Below are 14,015 nucleotides of genomic sequence, written 5' to 3'. Positions count from 1 at the left end.
CGTCATGTCAGCCGGTCAGCTGCGCGGCGCTGCTCGCCGTGCCTCCCTTCGCGGCCTCGAACGCGACGGTCAGCGAGCCGGTCGCACCCGGCACCGTCACGGTTTGGACACCCGCACGGGCGATGTCGACCTTCTTGCTTCCGAGCACCTTGCCGTCCCACACCAGGACGTGCGCCGTGCCCGGCCCGGTCGCCTGCAGCTTGAAGGTGACCGAGCCACCGGAGACCTTCGGCTTGCCCACGATCCGCGCGGTGTCGGACGCGGGCGCGGCGGCGGTCGCCGCCAGCGGGAGGCCGGTGCGCACGGACTGGAGGATCGACTCCGGCGAGGTCGCCGAGGTGGCCGCGTCGGTCGGCATGACCGGCGCCGGCGGCGTCGTCGGCAGCCCCGCGGGCGGGGTGTAGCCCGGCAGCGAGGTGAGGGCCCACCGGTACGGGTCGCCCTGCACGCCGCCCCAGGTCGACCAGCCGATACGGGTCTGGCCGGTCTTGTCCTGGGTGTCGGAGTCGTACACGAAGATGTTCATGCCCATCCGCGCCGGGTCCACGGCGGTCGGAAGGTCCTTGAACGGGATCTTCGCCTCGATGGTGTAGCCGTCGTAGGGCTCGTTCACGACCGAGGCGACCTGCATGCCGGGGGCCGTCTCCGCGCCGGTGCCCTGGTGGGCGTCGGCGTCCCGCTCGAAGCAGGGCTTGCCGTCCGACATCTGCGGGAAGATCCCCGTCTTGAACGTGGTGGAGGTGTTCTCGGAGTCGCCGCGCGGGTCGATCGCGATCTCGACCGAGTCCGAACGCCAGTGACGCTTGCAGTCATCGGCTCCGAGGATGGTGCCCTGCTTGTCGTCGCGGACCTTGACCAGCACGTACAGCGCGTCGTCGGTCCAGGAGACCTTGCCGGTCGCCGAGCAGTCGGCGGCCGAGTCGCAGGCCGTGCCCTCCCACAGGCGGGACAGGTCGATCTCCTGGCCCGGGTACTCGCCGGCCGACTCCTTGCCGTCGACCACCGGAGCGGTCGTCGCCTTGGCCAGCTCCGCGGTCGGGACGAGCTCGAGCCCGCCCTTCTCCACGTCGGCCGCGCCCGAGGAGGGGGTCGTGGTCACGGTGAGGTCGTAGTCGCCGCCGGAGCCGCCCTGGTTGGAGGTCGGCAGGGAGGCGTCGGTGTTGGTGACGGTGAAGGTGGCCGCGCCCTTGGCCCCGGCCGCCAGCGTGAACGGCTTGGAGTCCTCGTCGGCCGAGAAGCCCTTCGGCAGTCCCAGCTTCACCGTGCCCGACTGCGCGGACGCGGTGGTGTTGGCCAGGTCGACCCGCACCTTGCGCGACTTGCCGGACGCGAGCGTGAGCACGCGCTTCATCCGGCCGGTGAGCGCGGGCACGCCGTTCTTGCCGGCCCAGGCGTCGAAGTCGGCGACCCGCGGCAGCGGCTCCTGCAGCCCGGTGACGGGCGGCTGGACCTCGACCATCGTGGACGTCTGCCCCGAGGCCTTGCCGGCGGTGAGCGTCGCGGCGACCTGCACGCGGCCGGTCGCGGCGCCCGCCGAGGGCGTCACGGTGAACGTGGTGGTGCTCTCGCCGTCCGAGACGGTCCCGAGCGAGCCCGAGCCTGTCACGTTCCAACCGGACGGCACCGTGAGCGCCGCCTTGGCGCCGCGCAGCGCGCTCGGCGACGAGGCGTGCGCGGTCACCTTGAACGCGCGGCCTGCGCCGACCCCGAAGTCGCTCGTCAGGTAGAACCGGCTGCCGAGCGGAAGCCCGCCCTTGGCCGGCTGCACCGCGCCCTCGAGCATCGCCGCCGGGTCGGTGTTGCCCAGCGTGAACGGCACCCGGCTGTGGATCTGGGTGAAGAAGTCACAGCCGACCTTGGCCGGGTCCGCGGGCACGTCACCGAAGCCGCCCCAGCCCTGGCTCACGTACATCCGCTGCGCCTCGCGCTCGACCTGCGCCCAGGTCTTGCCGCCGTTGCGTGCGGAGGCACGGCCGCCCCACACGCCGTAGGACAGGGTGGCGGGGCTGGAGGTGGTCAGGCCGCTCGCGCAGGACGGACCGGTGGGACCGGAGGCCCCGCCCGTGCCGAACAGGCGGCCCGGCGACCAGGCCGTCAGCTTCTCCTTGCTCAGCTGCGAGGGGAAGGCCTTGGGGTCGGCCGCGGCGAAGTACGCCTCGGTCGCGAGGCGCGCCGCCTGCTGGTGGTTGCCGTGCTGGCCGGGCAGCGGCGCGGGCTCCATGGTCACGATGACCTTGGGCCGCGTCTCGCGCACGAGCCGCACGACCTTCTCCAGCGTGGCGTCGTGCCCCCACGTGTCGTCGGTCAGCGGGGCACTGACCGTGTAGAAGAAGTCGACCTTGTCGAGGTAGTGGATGTCGGTGACGCCGGCCTTGCCGACCGCGCGCCGCTCCTCGCTCTCACGAAGCAGGCCGAGCGGCGGACCTTCCTCGTTGCCTGCGGCGTTGCCGCCGCCCTCACCGCGGGTGACGGTGAGGACGCCGGTCCGTGCCTTGTCGAACTCGTTCCACTGGCCCAGAGTCGACAGCGAGCCGGCCTCGTCGTCGGGGTGAGCCCCGACGAAGAGCACGTCCAGCTGTCCCTTGTCGGCCTGTACCGGTGCCGCCGCGTGGGCGGGCACGCCGACCAGCGTGACCGCCGAAGCGGCCAAGGCCGCGGACAGGACGGCGGGCAGGGTGAGTTTGCGCAAATCAGCTCTCCTGTTCGTTCTCACTCCTTGATGGCCCCCGAGAGCATTCCTGCGATGAACTGTCGTTGCAGGAAGACATAGACGACGATGACGGGCGCCGCGATGATCAGCGCTCCCGCCATCAGCAGCGGGTAGTCGGTCTTGTGGGCGCCCTGGAAGAAGGACAGCCCGAGGGGCGCGGTGCGCAGCCCCTCGTCGGAGTTGACGATCACCAGCGGGAGCAGGAACTCGTTCCAGGTCCACATGCTGGTCAGCAGCACCATGGTGAGGATCGCCGGCTTGCCCACCGGAACCAGCACCCGCCAGAGCGTGGTCCAGCTGGAGGCGCCGTCGATCCGGGCCGCCTCGAGCAGCGACGGCGGGACGCTGCGGAAGAAGGCGCGCATCCAGAACGTGCCGAACGCCACCGACATCGCCACCTGCGGCAGGATCAGCCCCGCGTAGCTGTTGTCCAGGCCCATCGACCGCAGGTCGAAGTACAGCGGGACCACGATGGTCTCGGTGGGGATGGTCAGCCCGGCCAGGAACAGCAGGAACAGCACCGAGGCGCCGCGGAACCGCATGGTGCCCAGCGCGAACCCGGCCATGATCGACAGGACCCCGGACAGGACCACCGTGATCGAGGTGACGATCACGCTGTTGCGCAGGTAGGTGGCGAAGTGCCCGTCGCGCCACGCCGCGGAGAACGCGCCGAGGTCCAGGTCCGGCAGCTGCAGCGCCTTGACCGCCACGCCGAACATCGGGAACAGCGCGATGACCGCGAACAGCGTCAGGATCGCGTGGTTGAAGATCAGCTCACGCCGCGAACTCATTCGCCCTTCCCTTCCACCAGGCGGCCGATGGCGGCGGTGACGGCGAACAGCAGCACCGCCATGGTGATGCCGATCGCGCACCCGAGGCCGACCTCGCCGGTGTTGAACGTGCGGTTGTAGACCTCGTACGCGGGCACCTTGGTGGCGTTGCCCGGGCCACCGCCGGTGGCCATGTAGATGAGGTCGAAGTTGCGGATGGACATGGTCGTGGTCAGCGTCAGCGCCACCGCGAGCTCGCGCCGCAGACCCGGCAGCGTGACCGAGAAGAACTCGCGGACCGGCCCGGCCCCGTCCATGCGGGCGGCCTCGTACAGCTCACGCGGGATCCGCTGCACGCCCGCCATGAACAGGACGAACGCGAGACCGATCTCGACCCAGGTGCCGACCAGGCCCACGGCCGGCAGCGCGAAGGTGAAGTCCCCCAGCCAGCCGTGCCGCCAGTCGGGCAGCCCGGCGTCGTGCAGCCAGCCGAGCACGGTGTTGACCGGGCCGTCGGCGGAGTACACCCACTGCCAGGCCACGGCCACGGCGACCATCGCGATGACCTGCGGCAGGAACAGCACCGTGCGGAAGAACGTCATGCCGCGGATCTTCGTCCGCGACATCGCGGCCACCAGCACGAACGCGATGCAGCACGGCAGGATCGAGTAGAAGACGATCAGGACCAGCAGGTGGCCGAACGAACCGCGCAGCGCCGGGTCGGTCCAGGTGGTGGTGTAGTTGGACAGCCCGGCCCAGGTCGCGCTGCCGAGCCCGTCCCAGTTGTAGAACGAGAACTGCACGCCGCGCGCCAGCGGCCAGAGCAGGAACGCCCCGTACACCAGCAGCGCGGGCAGGATGTACAGCCAGCCGATGTTGCGTGACTCGCCTGGGGCACGGCTCTTCACCCGGCCCCCCGCCCGGCGCTCGGCGCGGATGGCGGGCGGCTTCTCCCCGGTCTTGCGGGTCTTCTGCCGCGCGACGCTCGTCATGGGCGGACTCCCTTGGCTCTGCCGATCTATCCCGATCTCGCCGCCGGGGCGCCGGGCGGCTGTTCCCGGCGCTCCCGGCGGCGAGGACGGTCGTTACTTCTTCTTCTGGGCTGCGGCGGCGTCGTCCTGCGCCGCCTTCATGACGTCCTCGGCGGACTTCCTACCGGCGACCAGTTCCTGCAGCGGCCCACCGAACCCGTCGGTGAACGTGGGGCTGGTGTAGTCGTTGTAGGGCGTCGTGCCGTCGTTCTTGCTCAGCTCGGCCCAGGCCGTCGACACCTCCTTCATCAGCGGCAGCGACGGCTGCTTGGTCGGCGCGGCGAGCACGGGCAGGTTCCCGGTCTCGACGGAGACGTCCATGGCCTCGGGCGAGGTGATGAAGTTGATGTAGGCCGCCGCCACGTCGGAGTGCTTGGACTTGGCGGTGATCGACCACGGCAGGCTCTCGCCGCCCATGGTCGAGACGGGCTGGCCGGCCTGGGCGGCCGGCGGCAGGACGAAGCCGACCTTGTCCTTCATGCGGTCGGCGAGGTCGGGGGCCCACCAGGTGCCGCCGAACATGAACACGCCCTGGCCCTTGGCGAAGTCGACGGGGGTGTCGTCCCACTTGCGGGAGTTGGGGTCCTTGGTGAGGTAGCCCTGCTTGGCCCAGTCGGAGAGCTTCTGCGCGGCCTGGACGTTCGGCCCGTCGGTCCAGGAACCGCCGTTGCCGAAGACCAGCTTGCGGACCGACTCCTTGTCGGTCAGGCCGTCCTGGATGATGCCGTACAGCTGCATCGCGGGCAGCTTCTCCAGGTTGTTGAACGCGATCGGGAGCTCGCCCTTGCTCTTGGCGGTGGCGAGGGCCTGGTCGAACTCCGCCCAGGTCTTGGGCGGCTGGAGGCCGAGCTTGGCGAGCTTCTCCTTGTTGTAGTACAGGCCGACGATCTCACCGTTCAGCGAGACGCCGTACAGGTTGCCCGAACCGATGAGCTTGCCGTCCGGGGTGACGCTGTTCAGGTCCATCAGGCCCTTGGGGTAGCGCTTCTTCCACCCGTAGACCTGGTCGTAGGAGTCCAGCGGGAGCAGCATCCCCGCCTTCACGTACTGGGCCATGTTGGCGTAGCCCTGGTTGGCCTCGACGACGTCGGGCGGGTTGCTGCCCGACAGCGCCAGCCGCAGCGTCTTCTGCAGGTCGCTGAACGACCGCGACACCCGGTTGATCTTCACGTTCGGGTACTTGGCCATGAACTGCTTGTTGAGCGTGTCGACCTGCTGCTTCAGCCCGCCCTGGACCTCCTGGTCCCAGACGGTGAGGGTGACGTCGCCGGCCTTCGCCACGTCGGTGCTGATGGCGTTCGGCGCCTTGTCCACGGGCTTGTCGTTGGACGAGCCCGGAGCGCAGGCGGTGGCGAGCGTCATCGCGAGGGCCGCGGCCGTCGCGACCGCCCCCCGCGTCAATCGTGTCGGCATTTCAGCGGCTCCTTCCTGTACTGGTCGTTCTGGTTCTTTGGTGCGGCGTTACTGCCGTGGTGCCGCGTTACTGCTGTGGTGCGCTGTTACTACTGTGGTGCGGTGATTCTGCTGTACTGCGGTGATTCTGTGTAGTGCTGTGGTGTGCGACGTCCGATCAGGACGCCTGCACGGGCTCGGCACGAAGCGTGGGCTCGGCCCGGACGACGGTGTCGGTCGCCGCCTCGGGGAGGAAGTCCACGACGAAGGCGTACGGTTCGAGGGCGGCCTCGGGGATCTCCCCCGACTCACCGAAGGCGGCGATCTCACCCCAGCAGGGCGCGCCCAGCGACCCGCTGCGATGCCGGACCGACAGGCCCGCGCAGAGATTGGCGAACTTCAGCCGTTCGGGCAGCGGGAGACCCGCCAGCGTCCCGAACATGAACCCGGCCCCGAAGACGTCGCCCGCGCCGGTCGCGTCGAGCGCCTCGACGGGAAGCGCCGTGGTCTCGGCGACCTCGCCCGTCCGGGAGTCGATCGCGATCGCACCGTCCCCGCCGCGCTTCACCACGACCACCGGCACCCGCTCCGACAGCGCGCGGGCTGCCTCCTCGGGCGAGTCCGTGCGCGTGTAGGCCATCGCCTCGACGGCGTTCGGCAGGAACACGTCCACGTCCCGCAGCCGGTCCAGCACCTCGCTCGACCAGGTCCCGGTCGCGTCCCACCCCAGGTCGGCGAAGACCAGCGCGCCACCGCGCCGCATCTCCTTGGCCCAGGCGGGAACGGGACCGTCGATGTCGATGAAGCAGGCCCGCGCGTCCGGCGCAGTCGTGCCCGCGGCACCGTCCGGGACGGGCTTCTCGTAGGTGACCATGCTGCGGTCGGAGTCGTAGGCCAGCGAGACCGTGACGGGCGTCGGCCACTCGGCCACCCGCCGCGACCAGGCGAGGTCGACGCCCTCCTGCTCGGAGAGCGTGCGCCACAGGTAGGAGCCGAACAGGTCGTCGCCGAACGGCGCCGCCAGGCCGACGCGCAGGCCGAGCCTGCTCATCGCCACCGCCATGTTGGCGATGCCGCCGGGCGCCGAGCCGAGGCCCTCGGTGAACAGCTCGGTGCCGGGGGGCGGCAGCCCGGGCAGCCCGGTGAAGATCATGTCCATGAAGACCTGGCCGCTCAGAAAGACGTCCAGGCTGGGTGCCTCCCCGGCGTCACGCTGGCCGTCCGCGCGGCGCAGCAGCGCGCCGCCGAGGTCGCGCTCGGAACACGGGTCCGCGAGCGACGGCTCGGGCGGACGGCCGGCCACCGCCTGCCCGGGGGTCTCCCGGACGGACTCTGCCTGCGTGGTCCCGTTCAGGGTGTCTGCTGTCATGATGCCTCCTCACGTGGGAGTCGGGGTTGGTGATCAGGTTGACCGAATGTCAGGACAATTTCTGGTCGAGTGAGATCCCGGGGCGGGCCGGGATCTCACTCGGGTCAGAGGACGGCGACCAGCAACGACACGGCCGACTCCTGCCGGGCGATGTCCGTGCGATCGAACGGCCCGGACCAGCTCAGTCCGTACCGGTCGTGCCCGTCCCGCCCGTGGGTGTACAAGGAGGTCGCCTGCGCGCGGAGGTAGCCGCGGTAGGGATGACCGGGCAGGACCCGGTCGAGCTCGGCGAGGTTCCGAGCGAAGATCCCCTTGAACGACGCCTGGTCGGCGTTGCACGTGCCGGCCGCCTCGCACGGCTCGGTCAGGATCCCGCCCGGCGACAGCCGAGGGCTCTTCACGACGGCGTCGGCGATGCGCCGCGCCGCCACCAGCAGAGAGCGGTCGTGGGTCGCCTTGTAGAGCTCAATGAGCCCGCCGAGGACGACGCCCTGGTTGTAGGTCCAGGTCGTCCCGCCGTTGTTGACGCACCCGCCGGACTGCGTGGCGAGACCGTCGTTGACCAGGTTCTCGCCGTTGATCATCCCGCTGCGCTGGAACCACGTCCACGCCTCGCGAGCCCGCTCCAGGTACACGCGGTCACCGGGGATGCGGTTGTGGAGCGAGGCGAGCACGGAGAAGTAGAGCTCCAGGCTGATCGCGTTCTTGTAGCTCTTGCCGGGGATGTCCCACCAGACGCCGCCGCCGCAGGTGTTGTCCCAGTACTCGCGGATGTAGGCCTCGTCGACCTTCGCGATGTCGAGGTACCGGCGGTCGCGGGTGAGGTCGAACAACCGGACCATGGCAAGGGCCCACCAGCCGGTGTCGTCGGTGGAGTCGGCGCGGAACTCGCCGCCGCCCTCCGGCCACCAGGGCAGAGGCTTGCGCTGCTGGGCGACGGTGTTCTTCACCGCGTCCATGAGACGGCGGTCACCGGTCTTGTCCATGTAGTCGAGCAGAGCCTGAAGCGCGTTGCCCGACTGCCACCACGGAGCGTCGGCGTCCCAGCGGCCCGACTCACGGTCGTAGAAGCCCATCATCGCGTCCACGGCCGCACTCGCCCGCGCCCGGTCCTGGCGCCCGGGAACGTTCCCAGGCGAGGCCTGGGCCGGGACGACGCCCGCCAGGAACGTCATCACCAGCCCGGCGGCCAGCACACCGAGCCTGCGGGACCGACATCGTCCGATCACGGCGTCCGCTCCTTCGCGAAGACCGCGGCCACCTCGGGAATGCGGTCGATGTAACCGTCCAGCAGCTGGCGCCCCACCGAGACGGAGTCCACCAGGGGGTGCAGCGCGAACGCCTTGGCGGCGTCGGCGCGCGAGCCGTTGCGCGCCGCGCTGATGACCAGCCGCTCGACGGCCTTGACCTGCTGCATGAGCCCGGTCTGGTGAAGATCGGGCTGGGTCAGCGTCAGCGGGTGCACGCCGTTCGCGTCGACCATCACTGGCACCTCGACGACCGCGTCACCGGGCAGCGCCGTGACGGTCGAGCCGTTGCCCACGTTGAGGATCATCTGGGCGCGCTCGTTGCGGCTGATCGCGTTCATCACGCTCAGCGCGACCCCCGCATAGCCCTGGTCGACCGGGTCGACACCGGAGTGGTCCTCCAGCTCATCGCCGGCGCTCGCGCCCTTCACCTCGGCCATGTAACTGGCGCTGCGCGCGGCCACGGTCTCACGCCACGTCTCCAGGGCGGCGCCACCGGACGCGCCGGCGATCCGCTCGTAGAACGCGGACTGCTGCTTGGCCAGGTACTCGCCGCGGGTCTGCGACGCGTCCAGCGTGGCCCGCACCGCCTCCCGGTTGAAGTAGTAGTAGTACAGGTACTCGTTCGGGATGACGCCGAGGTCGCGCAGCCACTCGTTGCCGAAGACCACGCCCTCCTCCAGCGACCCGAGCACGTCGTCGTCGGCGAGCAGCGCGGGCATGATGTCGACGCCGTCGTGCATGATCCGGCGCATCCAGCCGAGGTGGTTCAGTCCCACGTAGTCGAGCTGGATGCGGGCCGGGTCGAGACCGAACGCCGCGGCCACCCGCGTGCCGAGACCGGACGGGGTGTCACAGATCCCCATCACGCGGTCGCCGAGCACGTCCCGCATAGCCTCGGTGATCATCCCGGCCGGGTTGGTGAAGTTGATGACGTAGGCGTCCGGCGCCAGCGCCTTCACCCGGCGCGCGATGTCGAGCATCACCGGAATCGTGCGCAGCCCGTAGGCCAGGCCGCCGGGGCCGGTGGTCTCCTGGCCGAGGACGTTCAGGTCGAGCGCGACCCGCTCGTCGCAGACCCGCCCGGCGAGCCCGCCGACCCGGATGGCGGCGAAGACGAAGTCCGCGCCCTCCAGGGCCTTGTCGAGCCCGGTGCTGGTGAACACCTTGGGCGCGTCCGCCACGCCGTCGGCGAGCGTCGCGAGCACGGCCGCCATGCCCTCCAGGCGTCCGGCATCGGAGTCCTGCAACCAGACCTCTTCGATGCGCGGCGAGCCTTGGTCGCGCAACAGTGCCTGGTACACGTACGGCACCCGGAACCCACCGCCGCCGAGAATGGCCAGCTTCATGCGATGATCACCTTTCCACCCGCCTGCCGGCAGAGCTCGAGAGTCTGAGGATCGGCACCGGCGGTCGTGACCAGCGTGTCGAGTTGCTCGAGGGAGCACACGCGCAACGACCCGGTGCCGGGGAACTTGGTCTCGGACGCCACCAGGACGACCCGGTCGGCGGCCTCGATCATCGCCCGCTTTATCTGGGTCTCCACCTCCATGTCGTCCACGACATGGCCGTTGGACCGCACCCCGGTGCAACTGAGGAACACAAGGTCGGCACTGACCTGGCGGAGCGCGGACTCGGCGAGCGACCCGACGAGCGAGAGGTAGTTGCGCCGCACCACGCCGCCCACCAGCACCAGCCGGACGGCGGCGTCGTCGCGCAGTTCGTCGAACACCGCCAGGTTGGCGGTGATGACGGTGACCGGACGGCCGCGCAGGTGACGGGCGATGAGCCGGGTGCTGGTGCCTATGTCGAGCACGACGACCATGTCGTCCTCGACGAGCTCGGCGGCCCGGCGGGCCACCGCCTCCTTGCCCTCGCTGTCACGCTCGGCCGAGGCGGCGAAGGAGATCTCCGGCGCCCCCTGCTGCGACGGCGAGGACGCGGCCCCGCCGTAGGTCCGCACGAGCTCGCCGTTGCGGTCCAGCACGTCGAGATCACGACGGATCGTCGACTCGCTCACCTTGAGGCTCTCGGCCAGTTCCCTGACCGAGGCCACCCCCTTCGTGCGGACCGACGAAACGATCTGCGCACGGCGCTTGCTCGATGTCACGCAGGTGAACGTAACACCCGTGCGTGATGTCAGTCACCACCTGGGAAGAAGTTGCTCAAAATCAGTCATCCCACCCCCTGAAGTGCGAAGACTCCGTCAAGCCACTCCCGATGTCAGGCACCCGCGTCAACTTGGGAACGTTCCAGACACCCACTGGCCACTGCCACGTAAGAAATCACCCCCGCCCCACCCCAACCCCGACGACACGGCTGTCAGCACTGACCGTCAAATCACGCCCCGACGTCACCCGACGTCATTTTCCTGCGACGACCGCCCAGACCCGATCGAAGGGACGCCATCAACCCCCGCCGCCCACAAGAACCACTGCGCACCTCCGCACAGGTCCCTTCACGAGGGACGAGCAGCTGAAGCAGGACCGGAGCGGCTCCGATGGCTGACGGCTTGTCCGGCGATCTGGGCGAGTGCGTGAACGCGTGCGGCATGCCGATGCTCGACGGTGTCGGCGGCGTGCTGCGGGATGTGGATTCAAGTCCGGGCTTACAGGGGGTTGCTCCTCAACCAGGCGAGGACCTGCCCGGCGTGCTCGCTCGGAGGGAAGATCGGATAGAAGACGTGCTCGACGACACCGTCGCGGATGATCAAGGTCAGCCGTGTGTAGAGCGTCTGCCCGGCGGCCTCGAACGTGGGAAGAGCGAGCTCCCGGGCCAGGCTGCGTCCAGGATCGGAGAGCATCTGGAACGGCAGGTGAAGCCGCTCGACGACCTCACGCTGATAGTCGGTCTCCTGGCTCGACAGGCCGAACACGCCGTCCGCGCCGGCAGCGAGAAGGTCCTGATAGTGATCGCGGAAGCCACAGGCCTCCGGGGTGCAGCCGCGCGCCCCGGGGATCGAGTCCCAGCCGTCGGGCACGTCCACGCCCGGACGCCCGGTGAGCGGGTAGATGTAGACCACCGTGCGGCCCGCGCCGAGCGCCTCGAGACGGACGGAGCCACCACCGGTGCCCTGGAGTTCCAGGTGCGGGACCTTCGCGCCGGGCAGATGGGCGGCCGCGCCGTCGTCCTCGGGGACAGGCAGGTCGGCGGGCAGGTTCAGGTAGTCGGACATCAGGTCAGCTCCTTCGTCGGTCGGTGAAAGGCGGCTGCCACGGTTGGCGGCCTGGTGCAGGTGCGCGACCAGTACCGCCCGGCGGGCGGTGAGTCCGTCGATCCGCTGGGTGAGCTCGTCGATCGCGTCCCGGTATCCGGCCAGCGAAGCCGGACAGTCGTCGGCATGCCGGTGGCCCGCCGTGAGGCACTCCAAGAACGGACGGGTGCGCTCAACGGGGATTCCGAGCCTGGCGAGTGCCCGGATCTCCTGCGTGAGTCGAACGTCGTGCTCGCTGTAGTACCGGTAGCCGTTGGCCAGCCGCCCGGGCACGAGCAAGCCCAGCGATTCGTAGTAGCGCACCGCTTTGGTCGTCACACCCGCCCGGCGGGCGAGCTCGCCGATCTGCATGCCATTCACAGTGAAGAACGCTAAACCCTCCCCTCCAGGGCAAGGTCAAGGCGAGTCCGGGGGCAGGCGTTCACCCTCCTGAACTCCACTGCGCCACCGCAAGCCCGCCATCGGAGAGCCCCGCGCCTCCGAGGAAGGCAAGGTCTCCGCGCCGAGACCGACCCGGGCGCTGGCTCAGCGCCCTAGCCGAACCGACCTCCACCTACTCGCGAGTCCATCAAGCACCAAGCGCTCGGGCGATTTGTCGGCGGGCCCGCCTACTGTGCTCAAAGACAGATCGCTTGAGGTCGCGGAGGTACAGATGGCGGGGCTTGGATGGATGTACGGCCGGGATCTGCCACTGCTGAGCCTGACCTTCGCACGCGGCCTCACCGCACCTCAGCTAGTGGAACGCATGGGGGCCGACTCGACCACCCTGGCCCTACGCAGCCAGGACGTCTTCCTCGATGAGTTCGGTGACGTGCTCTACGACGACGATGCCTACGTCGTGTCCGCTGGGCAGTACGCCTCATGGGCATGGGCGTGGGAGCACGGAAGCTGGTTGTGCGTCGAAGACGACGACCTGGTGCGCAGGGTGTCGGCCGGCACGACGGCCGTGGTGCTGCACGCCAACGAAAAGCCCATGGTCGAATTCCTCTACGCAGAAGACGGGCGCCTGGTCACCGGCATCAACACCTTGCTCAGCCTCCGCCCCGAAGACCGCACCGGAAGTGAACCCCACCGCTTCGATGCCAGGCTACGTGCGCTGAAGGCCGACCCAGATAGCGACGACTCCGGGCCCCTGGGGTTCCGCGGACTCTTCTACCGGGTCGCCGAAGACCTTGGCATCGGGCTCCCGTACGAGGACTTGATCAAGACGCCCGTCTTCAGCGGACGGCTTCAGCCCCGGGTTCCATGACCAAGACCGGCGCGGCTTTCACGACGCGTCTCCGCTGTCCGCACCGACAAATCCTCACAAGCCGTGACCGCTTCACGGAAATTGAGCCAGGGCCTGAGGAGCGGGGCACTTTGCACATGGGTTGAGTGACCGTCGCGCGTCCATGGGGGCGGTGAGTCGACGAGGCTCAGTGAATGTGATGGGCCGGTGGATGCCGCACTGGGGAGCGGCGGGCGGTGAACGCGCGGTGGACGAGCCGGGTAGTGGAACTTCCGAAGGCCCCTCTACAAGGCGCTGGTTGCGGTGATCGTCGTGGCGTCAGTCGTCGGCTGCGACGAGGAGATCGAGGGTCCCTGCAGAGCGGTCGATGAGGACGAGCTCGAGGTAGTCGATGTGGATGGGGCCGTAGTCGTGGAACGCGTCCTCCGGAAGCTGCCGCAGCAGATATCTGCCGGTTGCCTTCCGGGTCGGGGCGTAGATCTCTCGCCGCAGGCGTGATGCGAGTGGTTCTGGGACGTTTCCATGTTGATTGGCCCAGGAGTGGATGATGTCGACCACTGCCGCCGCATCGACGGCCTCATAAGTGTCGGGAGTGATGCGGTCAAGCCACCACCGGCCGTGCCGCGGCCAGTCCTGGACGCCGGCTCCGTCATAGGTGTCCCGGAACTGCGGGTGGGAGATCAAGGCCGCCAGCGCGGCTCGGTCGTCCGGCACCTCGGGCGGCAGCCGGAAATGCCTGCCATCGACCCAGCGGTAGCCATGAAGGGAACCCTCACCGAAGTCGAAGTCTCGGAAGTTGATGAAGGAACTGTCCAGGTGGACGAGGTCGGGCGCTGGTTCCATGCCCGTCATCGTAGGTCGCGCCGTCTCCTCAACCCCTCGGCGCTCGTCATCAGCTTGACCAGCAGATGTTCCTGACGGCGCAGGGCCTGCAGGGGGTCGTACAGGGCGGGCCGGTCAATCCACGACCCGAATGCGGTCCGAGGGCGTGGACCTGCCCGTCGCGGCGCGACAGTGTCCGTTTGAGCTTGGTCTTGACACGAGGCCCTCGCTG

General features: G+C 69.3%; 11 protein-coding genes. 1 reads left to right on the top strand and 10 read right to left on the bottom strand.

Translation table 11 applies throughout. The features are described from left to right. Positions 1 to 7 precede the first annotated feature (7 nt). From EBO15_RS08005 to EBO15_RS07965, 9 genes are all read right to left on the bottom strand, one after another. Entirely contained in the window at positions 8 to 2,689 is a 2,682-nt protein-coding gene (locus EBO15_RS08005; protein WP_122193676.1) for a sugar-binding protein, read from the bottom strand. 20 nt (positions 2,690 to 2,709) lie between these two features. Next, positions 2,710 to 3,501 carry a carbohydrate ABC transporter permease gene (locus tag EBO15_RS08000; protein ID WP_122193675.1) on the bottom strand — a complete coding sequence of 264 codons (792 nt, stop codon included), beginning with the start codon at positions 3,499 to 3,501 and terminating at the stop codon, positions 2,710 to 2,712. Then, entirely contained in the window at positions 3,498 to 4,472 is a 975-nt protein-coding gene (locus tag EBO15_RS07995) for a carbohydrate ABC transporter permease (RefSeq protein WP_122193674.1), read from the bottom strand. The genes EBO15_RS08000 and EBO15_RS07995 overlap by 4 nt, the downstream gene beginning before the upstream one ends. 93 nt (positions 4,473 to 4,565) lie before the next feature. Beyond that, complete coding sequence (locus EBO15_RS07990) at positions 4,566 to 5,924, bottom strand: extracellular solute-binding protein (protein ID WP_122193673.1); 1,359 nt, start codon at positions 5,922 to 5,924, stop codon at positions 4,566 to 4,568. A gap of 157 nt (positions 5,925 to 6,081) precedes the next feature. Continuing rightward, positions 6,082 to 7,272 (bottom strand): carbohydrate kinase family protein, encoded by a 1,191-nt coding sequence (locus EBO15_RS07985; RefSeq protein WP_122193672.1) that lies wholly within the window; start codon positions 7,270 to 7,272, stop codon positions 6,082 to 6,084. Between the two features lie 104 nt (positions 7,273 to 7,376). Next, complete coding sequence (locus EBO15_RS07980; RefSeq protein ID WP_199744394.1) at positions 7,377 to 8,501, bottom strand: glycoside hydrolase family 76 protein; 1,125 nt, start codon at positions 8,499 to 8,501, stop codon at positions 7,377 to 7,379. Continuing rightward, the gene (locus EBO15_RS07975; RefSeq protein ID WP_122193671.1) at positions 8,498 to 9,868 is read right to left on the bottom strand and encodes a 6-phospho-beta-glucosidase; all 1,371 of its coding nucleotides are present in this window, start codon (positions 9,866 to 9,868) and stop codon (positions 8,498 to 8,500) included. The genes EBO15_RS07980 and EBO15_RS07975 overlap by 4 nt, the downstream gene beginning before the upstream one ends. Then, positions 9,865 to 10,629 carry a DeoR/GlpR family DNA-binding transcription regulator gene (locus tag EBO15_RS07970; RefSeq protein ID WP_122193670.1) on the bottom strand — a complete coding sequence of 255 codons (765 nt, stop codon included), beginning with the start codon at positions 10,627 to 10,629 and terminating at the stop codon, positions 9,865 to 9,867. The genes EBO15_RS07975 and EBO15_RS07970 overlap by 4 nt, the downstream gene beginning before the upstream one ends. Before the next feature lie 498 nt (positions 10,630 to 11,127). Further along, positions 11,128 to 12,084 carry a redoxin family protein gene (locus tag EBO15_RS07965; RefSeq protein ID WP_122193669.1) on the bottom strand — a complete coding sequence of 319 codons (957 nt, stop codon included), beginning with the start codon at positions 12,082 to 12,084 and terminating at the stop codon, positions 11,128 to 11,130. A gap of 301 nt (positions 12,085 to 12,385) precedes the next feature. Here EBO15_RS07965 and EBO15_RS07960 point away from each other — a divergent pair, with 301 nt between their 5' ends. After that, entirely contained in the window at positions 12,386 to 12,982 is a 597-nt protein-coding gene (locus EBO15_RS07960; RefSeq protein WP_122193668.1) for a DUF6461 domain-containing protein, read from the top strand. Between the two features lie 297 nt (positions 12,983 to 13,279). Here the strand turns inward: EBO15_RS07960 and EBO15_RS07955 are convergent, their stop codons facing one another. After that, complete coding sequence (locus EBO15_RS07955) at positions 13,280 to 13,804, bottom strand: hypothetical protein (protein ID WP_199744393.1); 525 nt, start codon at positions 13,802 to 13,804, stop codon at positions 13,280 to 13,282. Between the last annotated feature and the right edge of the window lie 211 nt (positions 13,805 to 14,015).

The sequence above is a fragment of the Actinomadura harenae genome (genome assembly GCF_003696215.1).
Taxonomy (GTDB): Bacteria; Actinomycetota; Actinomycetes; order Streptosporangiales; family Streptosporangiaceae; genus Spirillospora; species Spirillospora harenae.
This window is presented reverse-complemented; position numbering and strand designations above follow the sequence as displayed.

What these genes read in the sequence shown, in the direction of transcription:
- EBO15_RS07990 (WP_122193673.1), bottom strand. Translation starts at nt 5,924, where the DNA reads ATGCCGACACGATTGACGCGGGGGGCGGTCGCGACGGCCGCGGCCCTC.
- EBO15_RS07975 (WP_122193671.1), bottom strand. Translation starts at nt 9,868, where the DNA reads ATGAAGCTGGCCATTCTCGGCGGCGGTGGGTTCCGGGTGCCGTACGTG.
- EBO15_RS07955 (WP_199744393.1), bottom strand. Translation starts at nt 13,804, where the DNA reads ATGGAACCAGCGCCCGACCTCGTCCACCTGGACAGTTCCTTCATCAAC.
- EBO15_RS07995 (WP_122193674.1), bottom strand. Translation starts at nt 4,472, where the DNA reads ATGACGAGCGTCGCGCGGCAGAAGACCCGCAAGACCGGGGAGAAGCCG.
- EBO15_RS07985 (WP_122193672.1), bottom strand. Translation starts at nt 7,272, where the DNA reads ATGACAGCAGACACCCTGAACGGGACCACGCAGGCAGAGTCCGTCCGG.
- EBO15_RS07960 (WP_122193668.1), top strand. Translation starts at nt 12,386, where the DNA reads ATGGCGGGGCTTGGATGGATGTACGGCCGGGATCTGCCACTGCTGAGC.
- EBO15_RS08000 (WP_122193675.1), bottom strand. Translation starts at nt 3,501, where the DNA reads ATGAGTTCGCGGCGTGAGCTGATCTTCAACCACGCGATCCTGACGCTG.
- EBO15_RS07965 (WP_122193669.1), bottom strand. Translation starts at nt 12,084, where the DNA reads ATGCAGATCGGCGAGCTCGCCCGCCGGGCGGGTGTGACGACCAAAGCG.